Source organism: Mesorhizobium sp. W016 (assembly GCF_054719485.1).
Genome location: NZ_JBTTIF010000002.1, coordinates 316,074 through 330,380, shown reverse-complemented (window position 1 = coordinate 330,380; position 14,307 = coordinate 316,074). Strand labels below are relative to the sequence as shown.

Here is a 14,307-nt window from a genome sequence, read left to right as displayed (position 1 = left end):
AACGCCTTTTAACTTTTGCAATTCATTATCCACAACTGAGGTCAAACACATTCGAGCGGATTCAAAGTTCCGACGGGTTCTCAGGGGTGACAAACATGTTCAATGCAGCAAAAATGGCTTTCCTTGCCGCGCTGTTCGCAGGCGTGGCCGGGCCAGTATTCGCCGCCGATCTGGCGGAGCCGCCAGTGGTCGAAGAGGCGCCGGCGCCGATCGCCTACGAGCAGCCGGCCGATTTCGGCGGCTGGTACATCCGCGGCGATATCGACTATCACTGGTCGAAGTTCCGCGGTGGTGACTATATTACCTACGGACCCGGCACGAACGACTTCGACACCGGCAAGCTCAAAAGCGCATTTTCGGCCGGCGCCGGTGTCGGTTACCAGATCAACCAGCATTTCCGTACCGATCTCACACTCGACTGGATGAGCAAGTCCAAATTCCGCGGCTCGACCAGCGGAACCTGCGGCGATCTGCTTCCTTGTACTTCCGTCGACACTTCCTCCTATTCGGCATTGTTGCTCCTCGCCAATGCCTATGTCGATATCGGTACTTGGCACGGCGTGACGCCCTATGTCGGCGCCGGCATCGGCGGTGCATGGCTGAAGTGGGATACGCTGCACAACACCGACAGGGACGGTTCGTTCGAGCACCGCGGCGGCAAAGGCTGGCGTTTCGCCTACGCCCTCATGGCCGGCGCCTCCTACTGCCTGACCGACCGCGTCAAGCTCGATGTCGGCTATCGCTACAGCCACATCAATGGCGGCCGCATGTTCGAATACGCTTCTGGACTGGGCGGCACCACCGGCGCTGGTCCGGGCTTCGATCGCGGCATCAATGTGCACGAAGTGCGCGGCGGCCTGCGCTACCAGTTCGGCCGGTCGGACTGCGCCCCGCCGCCGGAGCCTTACCAGCCCGAGCCCGAGCCGATCTACACCAAGTAAACGCTTCGAAACTTCCAGTTCGCGAACCGCCCGGCTTTTGCCGGGCGGTTTCGTTTGTGGTCTCAAAGAGACCTTCCAGACGGCGTTGACCGCCAGGAAAAAGCCCGGCGAAATCAATTCGGTAACGCTCCGTTATCCTTAACCCTGACTTAACCACTATGGTTAACAATGCTTGCTGAAACGGCGCCCGCGATTAAGGACGGGCGCCAATTTCAGGAGCCGGGGACCCATGAATTTCAAATTGCTGACAGCGCCGGCACTTGCCGCACTCGCGCTAGCGCTGCTGACGCCGGCGCAAGCCGCGGACTACGACCCGCCGATCTATGTCGATCAGGCGCCGGACTATCAACCGGTCGAGGTCGGCTCGGGCTGGTATCTGCGGGGGGATGTCGGCTACGCGTTCAGCCATCCCTTCGAGCATGAGGAAGCGACAACCGGCCCGCTTAACAGCTTTACCGATGAGAGCAGTCTTTTCACGGGCAGTTTCGGTATGGGGTATCATGTCAACGACTATCTTCGGGTCGAGCTGAACGGCGGGATTCTTCCGACCGACAAATTCGGGGAACACGCCAAGTTGGCAGCCACTTGCGACGGCCATACGCTTGTGGACGACGGTTTTGGCACCATCAATTCCGTCGCGGCTACGCAGGCATGCGATCTTTCCGACAATGCTTCCAACAAAGGCTACAGCATCATGGCCAATGGCTATGTCGATCTCGGCACCTATGTTGGAATCACTCCATATCTTGGCGGAGGGGTCGGTGTCGCATACAATAAATATTACAGGAGCATTGGGGCGAAGGATTGCGTGGAAGTGGCCCCCAATTCGTCCGGCACGGGCGGGTTCTCTTGTGATGATCCGGCCGGCTACGAGGGTGCAACGGATAAAGAGGGCAAATTCAACCTTGCTTATTCGATAGGGGGCGGTCTTTCCTATCAGGTGGCCAAGAACGTGTCGGTTGACCTTGGCTACGAATATTTCTCGGTGCCGGGCGCCAAATACGTCGCTTATGACAGCGGCGCCTTCAACATCCACAAGGGCATCAATTATCAGACGGTCAAGCTCGGGCTGCGCTACGACCTCTGGTAGGCTGGCTGCAGATACGAAACCCGACGGCGGATCTCTTCGATCCGCCGTTTGCGTTTGGGCTCACGAAATCCTGATCCCGGACTGCTTCTATCTTGTCAGCGACAAAAACTTTCCTCTTGACGCCTGAGGGCTGAACGCATATCGCCGTCCGTGGGCCACCCCTCCCCAACGAGGGGCCACTATCTGGAAGGATAGACCACGATGACGACGCATACGAAGCCCGGACTCCGTCCGGCAAACCCCAATTTCTCCTCAGGTCCCTGCGCAAAACGCCCCGGCTGGTCGGTCGAGGCGCTGAAGAATGCTGCGCTCGGCCGTTCGCACCGCGCCAAGATCGGCAAGACCAAGCTCGAACAGGCCATCGAGTTGACGCGCGAGATTCTCCAGGTTCCGGCCGATTACCGTATCGGCATCGTGCCGGCGTCGGACACGGGTGCTGTCGAGATGGCGCTGTGGTCGCTGCTCGGTGAACGCGGTGTCGACATGGTGGCATGGGAAAGCTTTGGCTCGGGCTGGGTGACCGATGTCGTCAAGCAGCTGAAGCTCGCCGATATCAGAAGGATCGAGGCAGGCTATGGCGAGCTGCCGGATCTCACCAAGATCGATTTCAACCGCGATGTGGTCTTCACCTGGAACGGCACGACCTCAGGCGTGCGCGTGCCGAATGGCGATTTCATTCCAGCCGACCGCAAAGGCCTGACCATCTGCGACGCGACCTCGGCCGCGTTCGCGCAGAGGCTCGATTTCCAGAAGCTCGATGTCGTCACCTTCTCCTGGCAGAAAGTGCTGGGCGGCGAGGGCGCACACGGCATGCTGATCCTGTCGCCTCGCGCCGTCGAGCGACTGGAAACCTACAAGCCGGCGTGGCCGCTGCCGAAAATCTTCCGCCTGACCTCGGGCGGCAAGCTGATCGAAGGCATCTTCAAGGGCGAGACCATCAACACGCCGTCGATGCTGTGCGTCGAGGACTATCTCGATGCGCTTCATTGGGCGAAGTCGATCGGCGGTCTCGATGCGTTGATTGCCAGAGCCGATGCCAATGCCGCCGTGCTCGATGGCTTTGTCGACAAGTCGTTATGGCTCGGCCATCTCGCGGTCGATGCGGCGACACGTTCCAACACGTCCGTATGTCTGTCCTTCACCGACGCCGATGTCGCGGCGCTCGACGCCGACGGGCAGGCGGCTTTCGCCAAGGCGATCGTCTCTGTGCTCGACAAGGAAGGCGTCGCGTACGACATCGGATCCTATCGCGATGCACCTTCCGGCCTGCGCATCTGGTGCGGTGCCACCGTCGAGACATCCGATCTCGAGGCGCTGCTGCCTTGGCTCGACTGGGCCTTCGCCACGCAGAAGGCTTCGCTGAAGGCCGCAGCCTGAGATTTCGTGGTGGCCTGCGGGCCGCCCTTTCCCGACAATCCAGTTCAAGGAGGCCGCCATGGCGCCCCGCGTTCTCGTCTCTGACAAACTCTCCACCACCGCCGTCCAGATATTCAGGGACCGCGGCATCGAGGTCGACTATTTGCCCGATCTCGGCAAGGACAAGGAAAAGCTGCTCGAAGTCATCGACCAGTATGATGGTCTTGCCATCCGCTCGGCGACCAAGGTCACGGAAAAACTGATCAACGCAGCGACAAGACTCAAGGTCGTCGGCCGCGCCGGCATCGGTGTCGACAATGTCGACATCCCCGCGGCGAGCCGCAAGGGCATCATCGTGATGAACACGCCCTTCGGCAATTCGATCACCACGGCCGAACATGCGGTGGCGATGATCTTTGCACTCGCCCGGCAGATCCCGGAGGCCAATGCCTCGACCCATGCCGGCAAATGGGAAAAGAACCGCTTCATGGGCGTCGAGATCACCGGCAAGACGCTGGGCGTCATCGGCTGCGGCAATATCGGCTCGATCGTTGCCACGCGCGGCGTCGGCCTGAAGATGCATGTCGTTGCCTTCGATCCGTTCCTGTCGGACAAGCGCGCCGAGGAACTCGGCGTCGACAAGGTCGAGCTGGACGAGCTTTTCGCCCGCGCCGATTTCATCACGCTGCACACGCCGCTGACCGACAAGACGCGCAACATCATCGACGCGGCGGCGATCGCCAAAATGAAGAACGGCGTGCGCATCATCAATTGCGCGCGTGGCGGGCTCATCGTCGAAGCCGACCTGGTCGCGGCGCTGAAGAGCGGCAAGGTGGCGGGCGCCGGCGTCGATGTGTTCGAGGTCGAACCGGCGGAGAACAACGCGCTGTTCGGCATGGAGAATGTGGTGGCAACGCCGCATCTGGGCGCCTCGACAGCGGAAGCGCAGGAAAATGTCGCGCTCCAGGTGGCCGAGCAGATGGCCGACTATCTGATCAAGGGCGCGGTTTCGAATGCCATCAACATGCCCTCGATCACGGCCGAGGAAGCACCGCGGCTGAAGCCGTTCGTCAAGCTCGCCGAAGTGCTCGGCGCCTTTGTCGGCCAAGTCACCGAGGACCCGATCAACGAGGTCGAGATCCTGTTCGACGGCTCGACCGCGACGATGAACACGCGTGCCCTGATCAGTGCCGCGCTTGCCGGACTGATCCGGCCGCAGGTCGCCGACGTCAATATGGTGTCGGCGCCGATCATGGTGAAGGAGCGCGGCATCATCGTCGCCGAGGTCAAGCGCGACAAGTCGGGCGTGTTCGACGGCTACATCAAGCTGACGGTGAAGACCGAGCACATGACGCGCTCGATCGCCGGCACCTGCTTCTCCGACGGCAAGCCGCGCTTCATCCAGATCAAGGGCATCAATCTCGACGCCGAGGTCGGCCAGCACATGCTCTACACAACCAATGCCGATGCGCCCGGCATTATCGGCCTGCTCGGCACGGTGTGCGGCGAGAACGGCGTCAACATCGCCAACTTCCAGCTCGGCCGCAACCGGCCGGGCGGCGACGCGATTGCGCTGCTCTATCTCGACGCGCCGTTCCCGGAAAAAGTGCTGGAACAGGTCAAGGCGCACAAGTCCATCGACTCGGCCAAGCGGCTGCAGTTCGACGTCAACGCGATGTAGTTGACGGCGTGGCGGACGCGGCGGTCCTCCCCCATCATTGGGGCGGCCGCCGCACAGGCCGGTTCAGGTCAATTCGTCTGAGCCGTCGGAGACGCCCACGCGATGCCGATAGACCAATTCCCAGCCCTTCCAGCCTGTAAACAGCAGGACCAGAACCACGATCAGCGACAAGATAAAGCCGGTCGGAATCACGGCCGCCGCTCCAGCGACATAACGCGAGTACCAGTTGTAAAGCTCGATCAGCACGACGAGAACGTTGCCGCCGGCATGGAGCCATGCCGTCGTGAGATTGCGGATCTGAACATCGCCGAGGACATCCGTCAGGCCGGTAAGAGCGGCCAAGGCGCCCATGATCAGGCCGGCGCCGAGAAGCCAAAGCGATCCGGTGACCCACCCGGGATCGGCTGTCTGCCAGAAAATCAGATCGCAAACGAAGGTGCCGACAAAGAAGGCGATCGGAAACGGAATCAGCATTGGATGAATGGGGTGACCGGCAATGCTTGCCGTGCTGCGAGGGTTATGGCTCATCTTGTTGCCTCCCACGCAAGCAAACTCCGCCAGAGGTAAAATGTTCCAGGTCGGCGCGCGGCAGCAGTTATCGCGACGGCGGCGCAGCGCGGCAGCAGCCAAATGTTATCCGCGGCGGTTCGGTGCCGCCATCTTGCGCCCGCTGTATTCGGCGAGCGAAATGCCGCCCAGCACCAGGACGAGCGCCAGCGCCTGGTAGAGCTGGAATGTCTCGCCGACGATCAGCACTGACAGCAGCGTGCCGAAGATCGGCACCAGATTGATGAACAGCCCGGCACGGTTGGCGCCGATCAGTTCGTTGCCCCTGATGTAAGTGATCTGCGAAATGACCGAAGCGCCGATCGCGGTATAGACGATGACCACCCAGCCGCTGATATCGGGGACGATAACCTTGCCGGCGGCGACCTCCCACAGGAAGAACGGCAGCGAGGTGACGAGGGCAGCGATCGCCAGGGACAACATCAGGCTCTGCCAGCGCATCACCGGCTTCAGCCGCAGCCCGACCGAATAACCGCTGTAGAGGACGACCGCGACCAGCATGATGGCGTCGCCGAAATTGAGTTCCAATGTGAGCAGCCGGCGCGGATCGCCGTGGCAGGCAGTCAAGATGACACCGAAGATGGTCAGCACCACGCCCGCAATCTGCGCCCAGCTCACGCGCAGGCGGAAGAAGAAGAAATTGGCAATGATGATCAAGACCGGCATCGCCGCCTGTTCGATCGAGACATTGATCGCCGTCGTGTAGTTGAGCGCGGTGTAGAAAATGGTGTTGAACAGAGTGAAGCCGCTGGCGCCAAGTGCAGCCAGGACGAACCAGTGTTTGCGCACCACCGGCCAGTCCTCCCTGATCGTGCGCCAGCCGATCGGCAGCAGGATCGCGACGGCCAGCACCCAGCGCAGGAAGACCAGCGTCATCGGCGAGACGTGACCGACCGCCAGCTTGCCGGCGACGGAATTGCCGCCCCACAGCAAGGTGGTCAGCAGCAGGAACAGGTAGGCGCGTCGATGCATGCGGGATTCCGGCCGCCTGGGAAGTTGTGTTTGCCGGCCTATTGCCCCCGCCGACGCAAGTAAATGATGTCAAAGCCGAAAATTGTTGTGCCTCAGGGCATTTTCGACGGCAAAGAAAGGTCGCGCTTGCGAGGTCTTGACGCTATAGAGGCCTGTCGTTTCGAACCATATCCAGGCCGCCAGGGCGGCATCTCAAGGGAAAAGAAACATGGCCAATGTGGTGGTCGTCGGCTCGCAATGGGGCGACGAAGGCAAGGGCAAGATCGTCGACTGGTTGTCGGAGCGCGCCGACGTGGTCGTGCGCTTCCAGGGCGGCCACAATGCCGGCCATACGCTGGTCGTCGACGGCAAGGTCTACAAACTGTCGCTGCTGCCGTCGGGCGTGGTGCGGCAAGGCAAGCTGTCGATCATCGGCAATGGCGTCGTCTTCGACCCGCACGCCTTTGTCGCGGAAGTGGCAAAACTCAAGGCGCAAGGCGTCGAGGTCACGCCGGACCGCCTGAAAATAGCCGAAAACACCGCGCTTATCCTGTCGCTGCACCGGGAGCTGGACGGATTCCGCGAGGACGCCGCCTCCAATTCCGGGACGAAAATTGGCACGACGCGTCGTGGCATCGGCCCCGCCTATGAGGACAAGGTGGGCCGGCGCGCGGTTCGGGTGATGGATCTGGCGGATTTGGAAACGCTGCCCCTCAAGGTCGACAGGCTGCTGACGCATCACAATGCGCTGCGTCGCGGGCTTGGCCATGGCGAAGTCACGCATGAGGCGATCATGACCGAGCTGACCTCAGTCGCCGATGAGATCCTGCCCTATATGGACCGCGTCTGGAAAATCCTCGACGACAAGCGCCGCGCCGGCGAACGCATCCTGTTCGAGGGCGCGCAAGGCACGCTGCTCGACATCGACCACGGCACATATCCGTTCGTCACCTCGTCCAACACCGTTGCCGGCCAGGCAGCCGCCGGCTCGGGGGTGGGCCCCGGCGCCATCGGCTATGTCCTGGGCATCACCAAGGCCTATACGACGCGTGTCGGCGAAGGCCCGTTCCCGACCGAGCAGAAGAACGAGATCGGCGAATTTCTCGGTACGCGTGGCCACGAATTCGGCGTCGTCACCGGGCGCAAACGCCGTTGCGGCTGGTTCGACGCCGTGCTGGTGCGCCAGGCCGTCGCCGTCAACGGCATCAAGGGCATCGCGTTGACCAAGCTCGACGTGCTCGACGGGCTGGATGAGATCAAGGTCTGCACCGGCTACCGTCTCGACGGCGAAACGATCGACTATCTGCCGGCCAGCCAGGGCGCGCAGGCGCGTGTCGAGCCGGTCTACGAGACGCTCGAAGGCTGGAAAGGCACCACCGCCGGCGCGCGCAGCTGGAACGACCTTCCGGCGCAGGCCGTCAAATACGTCCGTTACATCGAGGAGCTGATCGGCGCACCCGTCGCGCTCCTTTCCACCAGCCCGGAACGGGACGACACGATACTTGTGACCGATCCGTTTCAAGACTAGTTTTCTGAAGCCTTTCCGGGCATCGCGGCCGATTTGCGGGGGCCGGCGCGGAAACAAATACAGGTCGACTGAAGCATGGCAGATTTCGTTGCTATTCTGAAAAAGGCGCTCGACAAGCACGGCGACGAAACGCCCGAAAAGCGTACGCGGATCTATGAAAGCGTTCGTACCATGCTGGCGAAGAAGCTTGCGGAGTATTCGCCGCCGCTGGCCGCCGAAGCCATAAGCACGCAGAAGCGATCCCTGGAAGATGCCATCTCGAGCGTCGAGCGCGACTATGCCAGGGCACTGCCGGCATCCGATCCGCTGGCGGAGCTGGAGCACATCTTCTCCTCCATAGACCGCAACAAGAACCAGTCCAGTCATGTAAAGCCTTCCGCCACGCCTGCGCCGGCCTGGCAGCCGGCGAAACCCGTGCAGCCGGCGCCGACCACCAGGACAGAGCCGAGCTGGCAGAGGCCCGCTCCGACACCGCCTCCGCCTGTGGCGCGTGCAGAAACCATCGACAAGCAAGCCGCGGAGCTGGACGCCGACGACGATAGCGCCGATGTCTTTGCCAATGACGAGCAGCCGGCGGCGGACACGTTCCAACGCCTGCGCCCCGCCGAGCGCAGGCGCAGCTATGGCGGGTTGATCGCGGCTGTCGTCGCGCTTTTGGTGGTGGCCGGCGGTGGCTATGGCATCTGGCTTAACAAGGATGCCTTTGGCTCGATGCTGGGCCTCGGCGGCGACACCAAGACGGTCTCGACCGAACCGCTGGTAAAGCCGGCGCCGGCCAAGCCCGCGGCCGATGCACCCGCACCGGCTCCTGCCGGCGAGGGAACGAAGTTCACCCAGCGCCTGTCGCCCGAAGGCGGTGAGACCGATCCCGGTCCCGCGGCCGGTCAAAGCGGCATCGGCGAGGGCGAGTCCGTCGCCGCGCTGACCACACCGCCACCCCCGGCTCCAGCGCCACCTGCGGCTCCAGCGCCTGCGACCCCGCCGGCCGGCGACGCCGCAGCCACGGGCGCGCCCGCCACGCCGGCGCCCGACGCTTCCGCCACGCCACCGGCAACGCCGCGCGCCGATGGCGTCGCTCCGCCGGCCAACGGGGCAGCACCGGCTGATGCCGCCGCCACGCCGCCCGCGGCCGGCACGCCGCCCGCTGCGCCGGCGGCCGCCGCTCCCGCGCCGACCGTTGCGGTCGGCCAGAAGGCGATCTTCTACGAGGAACGCACCTCGACCGCGCAAGGTTCGGCCGAACCCGGCAGCATCGTCTGGTCGCTGGTGCAGGAATCGCCCGGCGGCGACCTGCCGCCCGAGCCGGCGATCCGCGCCGAGGCGACCATTCCCGGCAAGGACATCCAGCTGCGCATGACCATCCGCCGCAATACCGACCAGACGCTGCCGGCCAGCCACATCATCGAGATGATCTTCCTGACGCCCGAGGGCTTTGACGGCGGTGGCGTCGACAACATCCTGCGCGTCGCCATGAAGAGTTCGGAACAGGATGCCGGCAGCCCGCTGATCGGCATTCCGGCCAAGATCGCCGACGGCTTCTTCCTGGTGGCGCTCAACGACACCAAGGCCGACGAGGACGCCAATATGACCTTGCTTCGAGGCCAGGACTGGATCGACGTGCCGGTGGTCTACAAGACCGGACGCCGGGCGCTGCTGACCATGGAAAAGGGCATTCCGGGCGAGAAGGTGTTCGACGAGGCGCTGAAGGCCTGGCAGGCCAAGACGGCAGGTTGACGGGCGGCAGTAGCGGCTGCCTTCGCTCAGAAGCCCTGGAACAGCATGTCGAGGGCGGCGACGATGTCGTCGTGATGTCTAGAAAGGTTTCCCTCTGGCATCCGCAATTCGGACGCGCTGAAGGCCGACACAAACTGTTTGACCATCACAAGATCTTTGCCGTTTATAGCGAAGGTCGGGTTCAGGCGGCGGCCAGGAAGCGGGGCAATCTCGGGCGGCATCAAAGGAACGACCACCGTCGTGCTCAGCCCTTCAAGCATATCTGACTGCACGTCGAGAAGATAACCGTCGCTCTCGGTACTCCGATAGAAATCGTAACGCGCCATCAGAACGGCCGGTGTTTAGCCAATGGCAGTCCGTTCTTTCGGACATATTCGTTGGAGCTTTCGATGGCTTCCCTGTTTTCTTCTTGCCATCGACGCGTTTTCTCCGCCGCAATCGCTTTCGCGATCCCTGCTTCGGCAGCGCGGGAGATGTTGATGCCCAACGCTTTGGCGTCCTTGATCAACTGAGAGTCAATGGACGTGTTGACAGAGGCCCGCTGAGTTTTTGGCGTCGATTGAAGCACGGAGATGCCTCCTTTCATGCGCACAATATACGCGCATAAAGACCGCAAGCAATGCTACCCCTCCATCTCCTCACGCAGCATTTCCAGCTCCAGCCACTCTTCCTCGAGTGCGGCCAGCGTGGCGCGTTCCTTGTCGAGGGCGGCGATGGTCTTTTGGAACGAGGCCGGGTCGCGTTCGTAATAGGCGGGATCGGCAATGTTGTTTTCCAACCGCGAGATCGAGGCCATTACCGCCTCGATCTTCTTGGGCAAGGATTCCAGGGCGAATTTCTGCTTGAACGACAGTTTCTTCGACGGCCCTTTCGGCGCTGCCGGCTCGCTCTTGCCCGGCGCCGGCGCATCGCTGGCTTCGGCCTTGGCGCGCGCCTTGCGGTCGTCGAGCCGGGTGCCGCCGCGCTGCGCCAGCATGTCGGAATAGCCACCGGCATATTCGATCCAGCGGCCGCCTCCGTCCGGGGCGATGATGCTGGTGACGGTGCGGTCGAGGAAGTCGCGGTCGTGGCTGACCAGGATGACCGTGCCGGCAAAGCCGGCGACAAGTTCCTGCAACAGTTCCAGCGTCTCCATGTCGAGATCGTTGGTCGGCTCGTCGAGCACCAGAAGGTTGGCCGGCCGCGCCAGAACACGCGCCAGGAGCAGCCGCGCCCGTTCGCCGCCGGACAGCTCGCGCACCGGGGTGCGCGCCTGTTCCGGCTTGAACAGGAAATCCTTCATGTAGGACACGACATGGCGCTGCTCGCCATTGATGACGAGGTTTTCGCCGCGCCCGTCCGTGAGATACTGCGCCAGGGTCTCGGCCGGATCGACCGCCTCGCGCTTCTGGTCGAGCGTGGCGATTTCCAGATTGGTGCCGAGCCGCACCGAGCCGGCGTCGGGCTTCATCTCGCCGGTAAGCATCTTCAACAGCGTCGTCTTGCCGGCCCCGTTCGGCCCGACAAGGCCGACGCGATCGCCGCGCTGGATGCGGGTCGAGAAGCTTTTGACCACGGTGAGGTCGCCAAAGCTCTTTTCGATGTTCTTGGCCTCGATCACCAGCTTGCCGGATTCGGCGGCGTCGCTGGCCACCATGGTGGCCGAGCCCTCGGCGCCGCGATGGCCGCGAAAACGCTGGCGCATGGTCTGCAGTTCGCCCAGGCGGCGCATGTTGCGTTTACGGCGAGCCGTCACGCCATAGCGCAGCCAATGCTCCTCGCGCACGATCTGGCGGCCGAGCTTGTGCTGTTCGCGCTCTTCCTCTTCCAGCACAAGGTCGCGCCATTCCTCGAAATGGCCAAAGCCCTTGTCGAGGCGGCGGGTCTGGCCACGGTCGAGCCAGACAGTGGCGCGCGAGACGCGTTCGAGGAAGCGACGGTCGTGCGAGATGACGATCAGCGCCGAAGACGTCCGGACGAGCTCCTCTTCCAGCCATTCGATGACCGACAAATCGAGATGGTTCGTCGGCTCATCAAGCAGCAGAATATCGGGTTCGGGCGCCATGACGCGGGCAAGTGCTGCGCGGCGCGCCTCGCCACCGGAGAGATCGTTGGGGTTCTCCGTGCCGGCGAGGCCGAGATGCTCCATCAGATATGTGGCGCGGTAGGGATCGTCGGCAGGCCCAAGCCCAGCCTCGACATAGGCACGCACATTGGCAAAGCCGTCCATGTCGGGCATTTGCGGGAGATAGCGCACCGTTGCCGAAGGCTGGCGGAAGACCTCGCCGTCTTGCGGCTCGATCAGACCGGCGGCAATCTTCAGGAGCGTCGACTTGCCGGAGCCGTTGCGGCCGACGAGCGCGATCTTGTCACCGGCGGACGCCGTCAGTTCGGCGCCGTCGAGCAGCGGCGTGCCGCCAAAGGTCAGTCTTATGCCGTCGAGGTTGAGAAGGGGCGGGGCCATGTCAGCTTTCAGGCAAGGGGTAGGGGTGGGCGAGCAGCAGCGCGCGGCCATGGCCGAGCGCGATTTCGAGGCCGCCCCCGGTCGTGTTGGACTTGACCTCGTTCGAGATGGTCAGCGACGAGCCGAACACGACCTCGACATGGTCGAGCGGCCACTTCGCGCCGGACACGGTGAGGCCCGAAAGATCGGAAAAGCCGAGCACCGAAAACAGCGTTCCGTCGGCATAGTCGAAGCCGGCCTTGCCAGGCAGCAGAGGGGCGCCTTCCTGCGCTCCGCTGGTCAACAGCACTTTTGTGCCTGTCTCTGCCAGCCGCAGGCTGAGCGCCAGATGGAGGAAGGCGTGGTCGGCGCGCTTGCCGCCGAAAGCGCCGGCCAGCACCAGGCTGGTGGCGCCGCGTTCCAATGCCGCCGCGATCGCCAGTTCGCCATCGGTCTTGTCCTTTTCGGGAGGAAACACCTCCCGCGGCACGGCGGCGAGATCGGCAGGCAGGTCCGCCGGCACGGAATCGAAATCGCCGACCCACAGCTCCGGCATCAGGCCGAGCAGGCGGGCATGATCGATGCCGGCGTCGGCGGCGATGACGCGCGTGCCCGCGACCTGCCGGTCGAGCCGCGGCGTGCGGACGAGATCGCCGCCAAGCAGGATGGTGAATGTGCTCATATCCGCTGGCCCTTACCAGCCCCGCCGACGAAACGGAAGGCCGAGCGGCACCGTCACTCTTTGTTGGAGCATGATCTTTTTCCGGAAACGGATTCCACTTTCCGGGATCATGCTCGGGCAAACTTCCACTTGCGTGGCACCTTGGCCGGGCCTATGTGTCGAAACGCTCTAACGGGGTGCCGGACGCGATCTTCGCGGACCGGCTGAGAGGCAGTCTCGCCAACCCGCTGAACCTGATCCGGTTTGTACCGGCGGAGGGATTAGACGCTTCGGACAGCCCGACGCCTCAATTCCTTTCAACACGAATGAAGGAGGCGCCGATGCGCATGTTTTTGTCCCGTCTTGTCCCAGCGCTGGGGCTTGCTGTTTCGCTACTGGCAAGCCCTGCGTCAGCGCAGGAAAAACTCACGATCTATACCTATGAGAGTTTCACTGCCGACTGGGGTCCGGGCCCCCAGGTGAAGAAGGAATTCGAAGCCGAGTGCGGCTGCAGCGTCGACTTCGTCTCGGCGGCCGACGGCGTCGCACTTCTCAACCGCGTCAAGCTGGAAGGAGCCTCGACCAAAGCAGATATCGTGCTTGGCCTCGACACCAACCTCACCGCGGAAGCCAAGGCTTCCGGCCTGTTTGTCCGACATGGCGCGGTGGCTGAAAACAACGTGCCGGGCGGCTGGAGCGACGACACTTTCGTGCCCTATGATTATGGTTATTTCGCCGTCGTCTACGACACCGAGAAGCTGAAGAACCCACCGAAGAGCCTGAAGGAACTGGTCGAGGGCGATGCCGCCGACAAGATCGTCATCCAGGATCCGAGGACGTCGACGCCGGGCCTCGGCCTGCTGCTGTGGGTTAAGTCGGTCTATGGCGACAAGGCGCCGGAAGCCTGGGCCAAACTCAAGGGCAAAGTGCTGACGGCGGCGCCCGGCTGGAGCGAGGCCTATGGCCTGTTCACCAAGGGCGAGGCGCCGATGGTGCTGTCCTATACGACATCGCCGGCCTACCACATGGTGGCCGAGAACACCGGGCGCTTCCAGGCGGCGTCGTTCGAAGAAGGCGAGTATTTGCAGGTCGAGGTCGCCGGCATCACCACCACGGGCGCGAAGAACCCGCTGGCGGCAAAGTTTCTGGCCTTCATGACCGGGCCGAAATTCCAGGATGTCATTCCGGAGACCAACTGGATGTTCCCGGCTGGGAAAACCGACAAGCCGCTCAATCCGGCTTTTGATAGGCTGGTCAAGCCGGCGAAGACCTTGCTGTTCAGCCCGGAAGAGGTCGCGGCAAATCGCAAGGCCTGGGTGGATGAATGGCTGGCGGTGATGAGCAAGTAGGAATTCAGGATGGCGCTTGAACACCCC

At 62.9% G+C, this 14,307-nt stretch carries 13 protein-coding genes and 1 riboswitch; of the genes, 7 read left to right on the top strand and 6 right to left on the bottom strand.

What is annotated here, in order from left to right:
• Positions 1 to 95 precede the first annotated feature (95 nt).
• The 4 genes from ACYG9V_RS01955 (at position 96) to serA (ending at position 5,068) form a co-directional block, all read left to right on the top strand.
• Entirely contained in the window at positions 96 to 941 is an 846-nt protein-coding gene (locus ACYG9V_RS01955) for an outer membrane protein (protein ID WP_352497629.1), read from the top strand.
• A 229-nt stretch (positions 942 to 1,170) separates the two neighbouring features.
• Positions 1,171 to 2,031 (top strand): outer membrane protein, encoded by an 861-nt coding sequence (locus ACYG9V_RS01950; protein WP_023694608.1) that lies wholly within the window; start codon positions 1,171 to 1,173, stop codon positions 2,029 to 2,031.
• Between the two features lie 201 nt (positions 2,032 to 2,232).
• Positions 2,233 to 3,408, top strand: coding sequence for a phosphoserine transaminase (locus ACYG9V_RS01945; protein WP_352765334.1), 1,176 nt, complete (start codon positions 2,233 to 2,235; stop codon positions 3,406 to 3,408).
• 58 nt (positions 3,409 to 3,466) lie between these two features.
• A complete protein-coding gene (serA, locus tag ACYG9V_RS01940) occupies positions 3,467 to 5,068 on the top strand; it encodes a phosphoglycerate dehydrogenase (protein ID WP_352765333.1) in 1,602 nt (533 codons plus the stop codon).
• A gap of 63 nt (positions 5,069 to 5,131) precedes the next feature.
• Here the strand turns inward: serA and ACYG9V_RS01935 are convergent, their stop codons facing one another.
• The gene (locus ACYG9V_RS01935; RefSeq protein ID WP_023711969.1) at positions 5,132 to 5,596 is read right to left on the bottom strand and encodes a DUF2231 domain-containing protein; all 465 of its coding nucleotides are present in this window, start codon (positions 5,594 to 5,596) and stop codon (positions 5,132 to 5,134) included.
• A 105-nt stretch (positions 5,597 to 5,701) separates the two neighbouring features.
• The gene (locus ACYG9V_RS01930; RefSeq protein WP_352765332.1) at positions 5,702 to 6,607 is read right to left on the bottom strand and encodes a DMT family transporter; all 906 of its coding nucleotides are present in this window, start codon (positions 6,605 to 6,607) and stop codon (positions 5,702 to 5,704) included.
• 208 nt (positions 6,608 to 6,815) lie between these two features.
• Here ACYG9V_RS01930 and ACYG9V_RS01925 point away from each other — a divergent pair, with 208 nt between their 5' ends.
• Complete coding sequence (locus ACYG9V_RS01925; protein ID WP_023684197.1) at positions 6,816 to 8,114, top strand: adenylosuccinate synthase; 1,299 nt, start codon at positions 6,816 to 6,818, stop codon at positions 8,112 to 8,114.
• A gap of 75 nt (positions 8,115 to 8,189) precedes the next feature.
• The gene (locus ACYG9V_RS01920; RefSeq protein ID WP_286439597.1) at positions 8,190 to 9,848 is read left to right on the top strand and encodes a hypothetical protein; all 1,659 of its coding nucleotides are present in this window, start codon (positions 8,190 to 8,192) and stop codon (positions 9,846 to 9,848) included.
• 26 nt (positions 9,849 to 9,874) lie between these two features.
• Here ACYG9V_RS01920 and ACYG9V_RS01915 read toward each other — a convergent pair whose 3' ends face one another.
• From ACYG9V_RS01915 to ACYG9V_RS01900, 4 genes are read right to left on the bottom strand one after another with little or no spacing between them, the layout of a single operon-like run.
• Positions 9,875 to 10,174 carry a CcdB family protein gene (locus ACYG9V_RS01915; protein WP_023825044.1) on the bottom strand — a complete coding sequence of 100 codons (300 nt, stop codon included), beginning with the start codon at positions 10,172 to 10,174 and terminating at the stop codon, positions 9,875 to 9,877.
• Positions 10,174 to 10,416 carry a type II toxin-antitoxin system CcdA family antitoxin gene (locus tag ACYG9V_RS01910; protein ID WP_023709715.1) on the bottom strand — a complete coding sequence of 81 codons (243 nt, stop codon included), beginning with the start codon at positions 10,414 to 10,416 and terminating at the stop codon, positions 10,174 to 10,176. The genes ACYG9V_RS01915 and ACYG9V_RS01910 overlap by 1 nt, the downstream gene beginning before the upstream one ends.
• 54 nt (positions 10,417 to 10,470) lie before the next feature.
• The gene (locus tag ACYG9V_RS01905; protein WP_352765329.1) at positions 10,471 to 12,291 is read right to left on the bottom strand and encodes an ABC-F family ATP-binding cassette domain-containing protein; all 1,821 of its coding nucleotides are present in this window, start codon (positions 12,289 to 12,291) and stop codon (positions 10,471 to 10,473) included.
• A gap of 1 nt (position 12,292) precedes the next feature.
• Positions 12,293 to 12,952 carry a thiamine diphosphokinase gene (locus ACYG9V_RS01900; RefSeq protein ID WP_023702808.1) on the bottom strand — a complete coding sequence of 220 codons (660 nt, stop codon included), beginning with the start codon at positions 12,950 to 12,952 and terminating at the stop codon, positions 12,293 to 12,295.
• 162 nt (positions 12,953 to 13,114) lie between these two features.
• A riboswitch (TPP riboswitch) is annotated at positions 13,115 to 13,229 on the top strand.
• A gap of 43 nt (positions 13,230 to 13,272) precedes the next feature.
• Here ACYG9V_RS01900 and thiB point away from each other — a divergent pair.
• Complete coding sequence (gene thiB, locus ACYG9V_RS01895) at positions 13,273 to 14,280, top strand: thiamine ABC transporter substrate binding subunit (protein WP_352765328.1); 1,008 nt, start codon at positions 13,273 to 13,275, stop codon at positions 14,278 to 14,280.
• Positions 14,281 to 14,307: the final 27 nt, after the last annotated feature.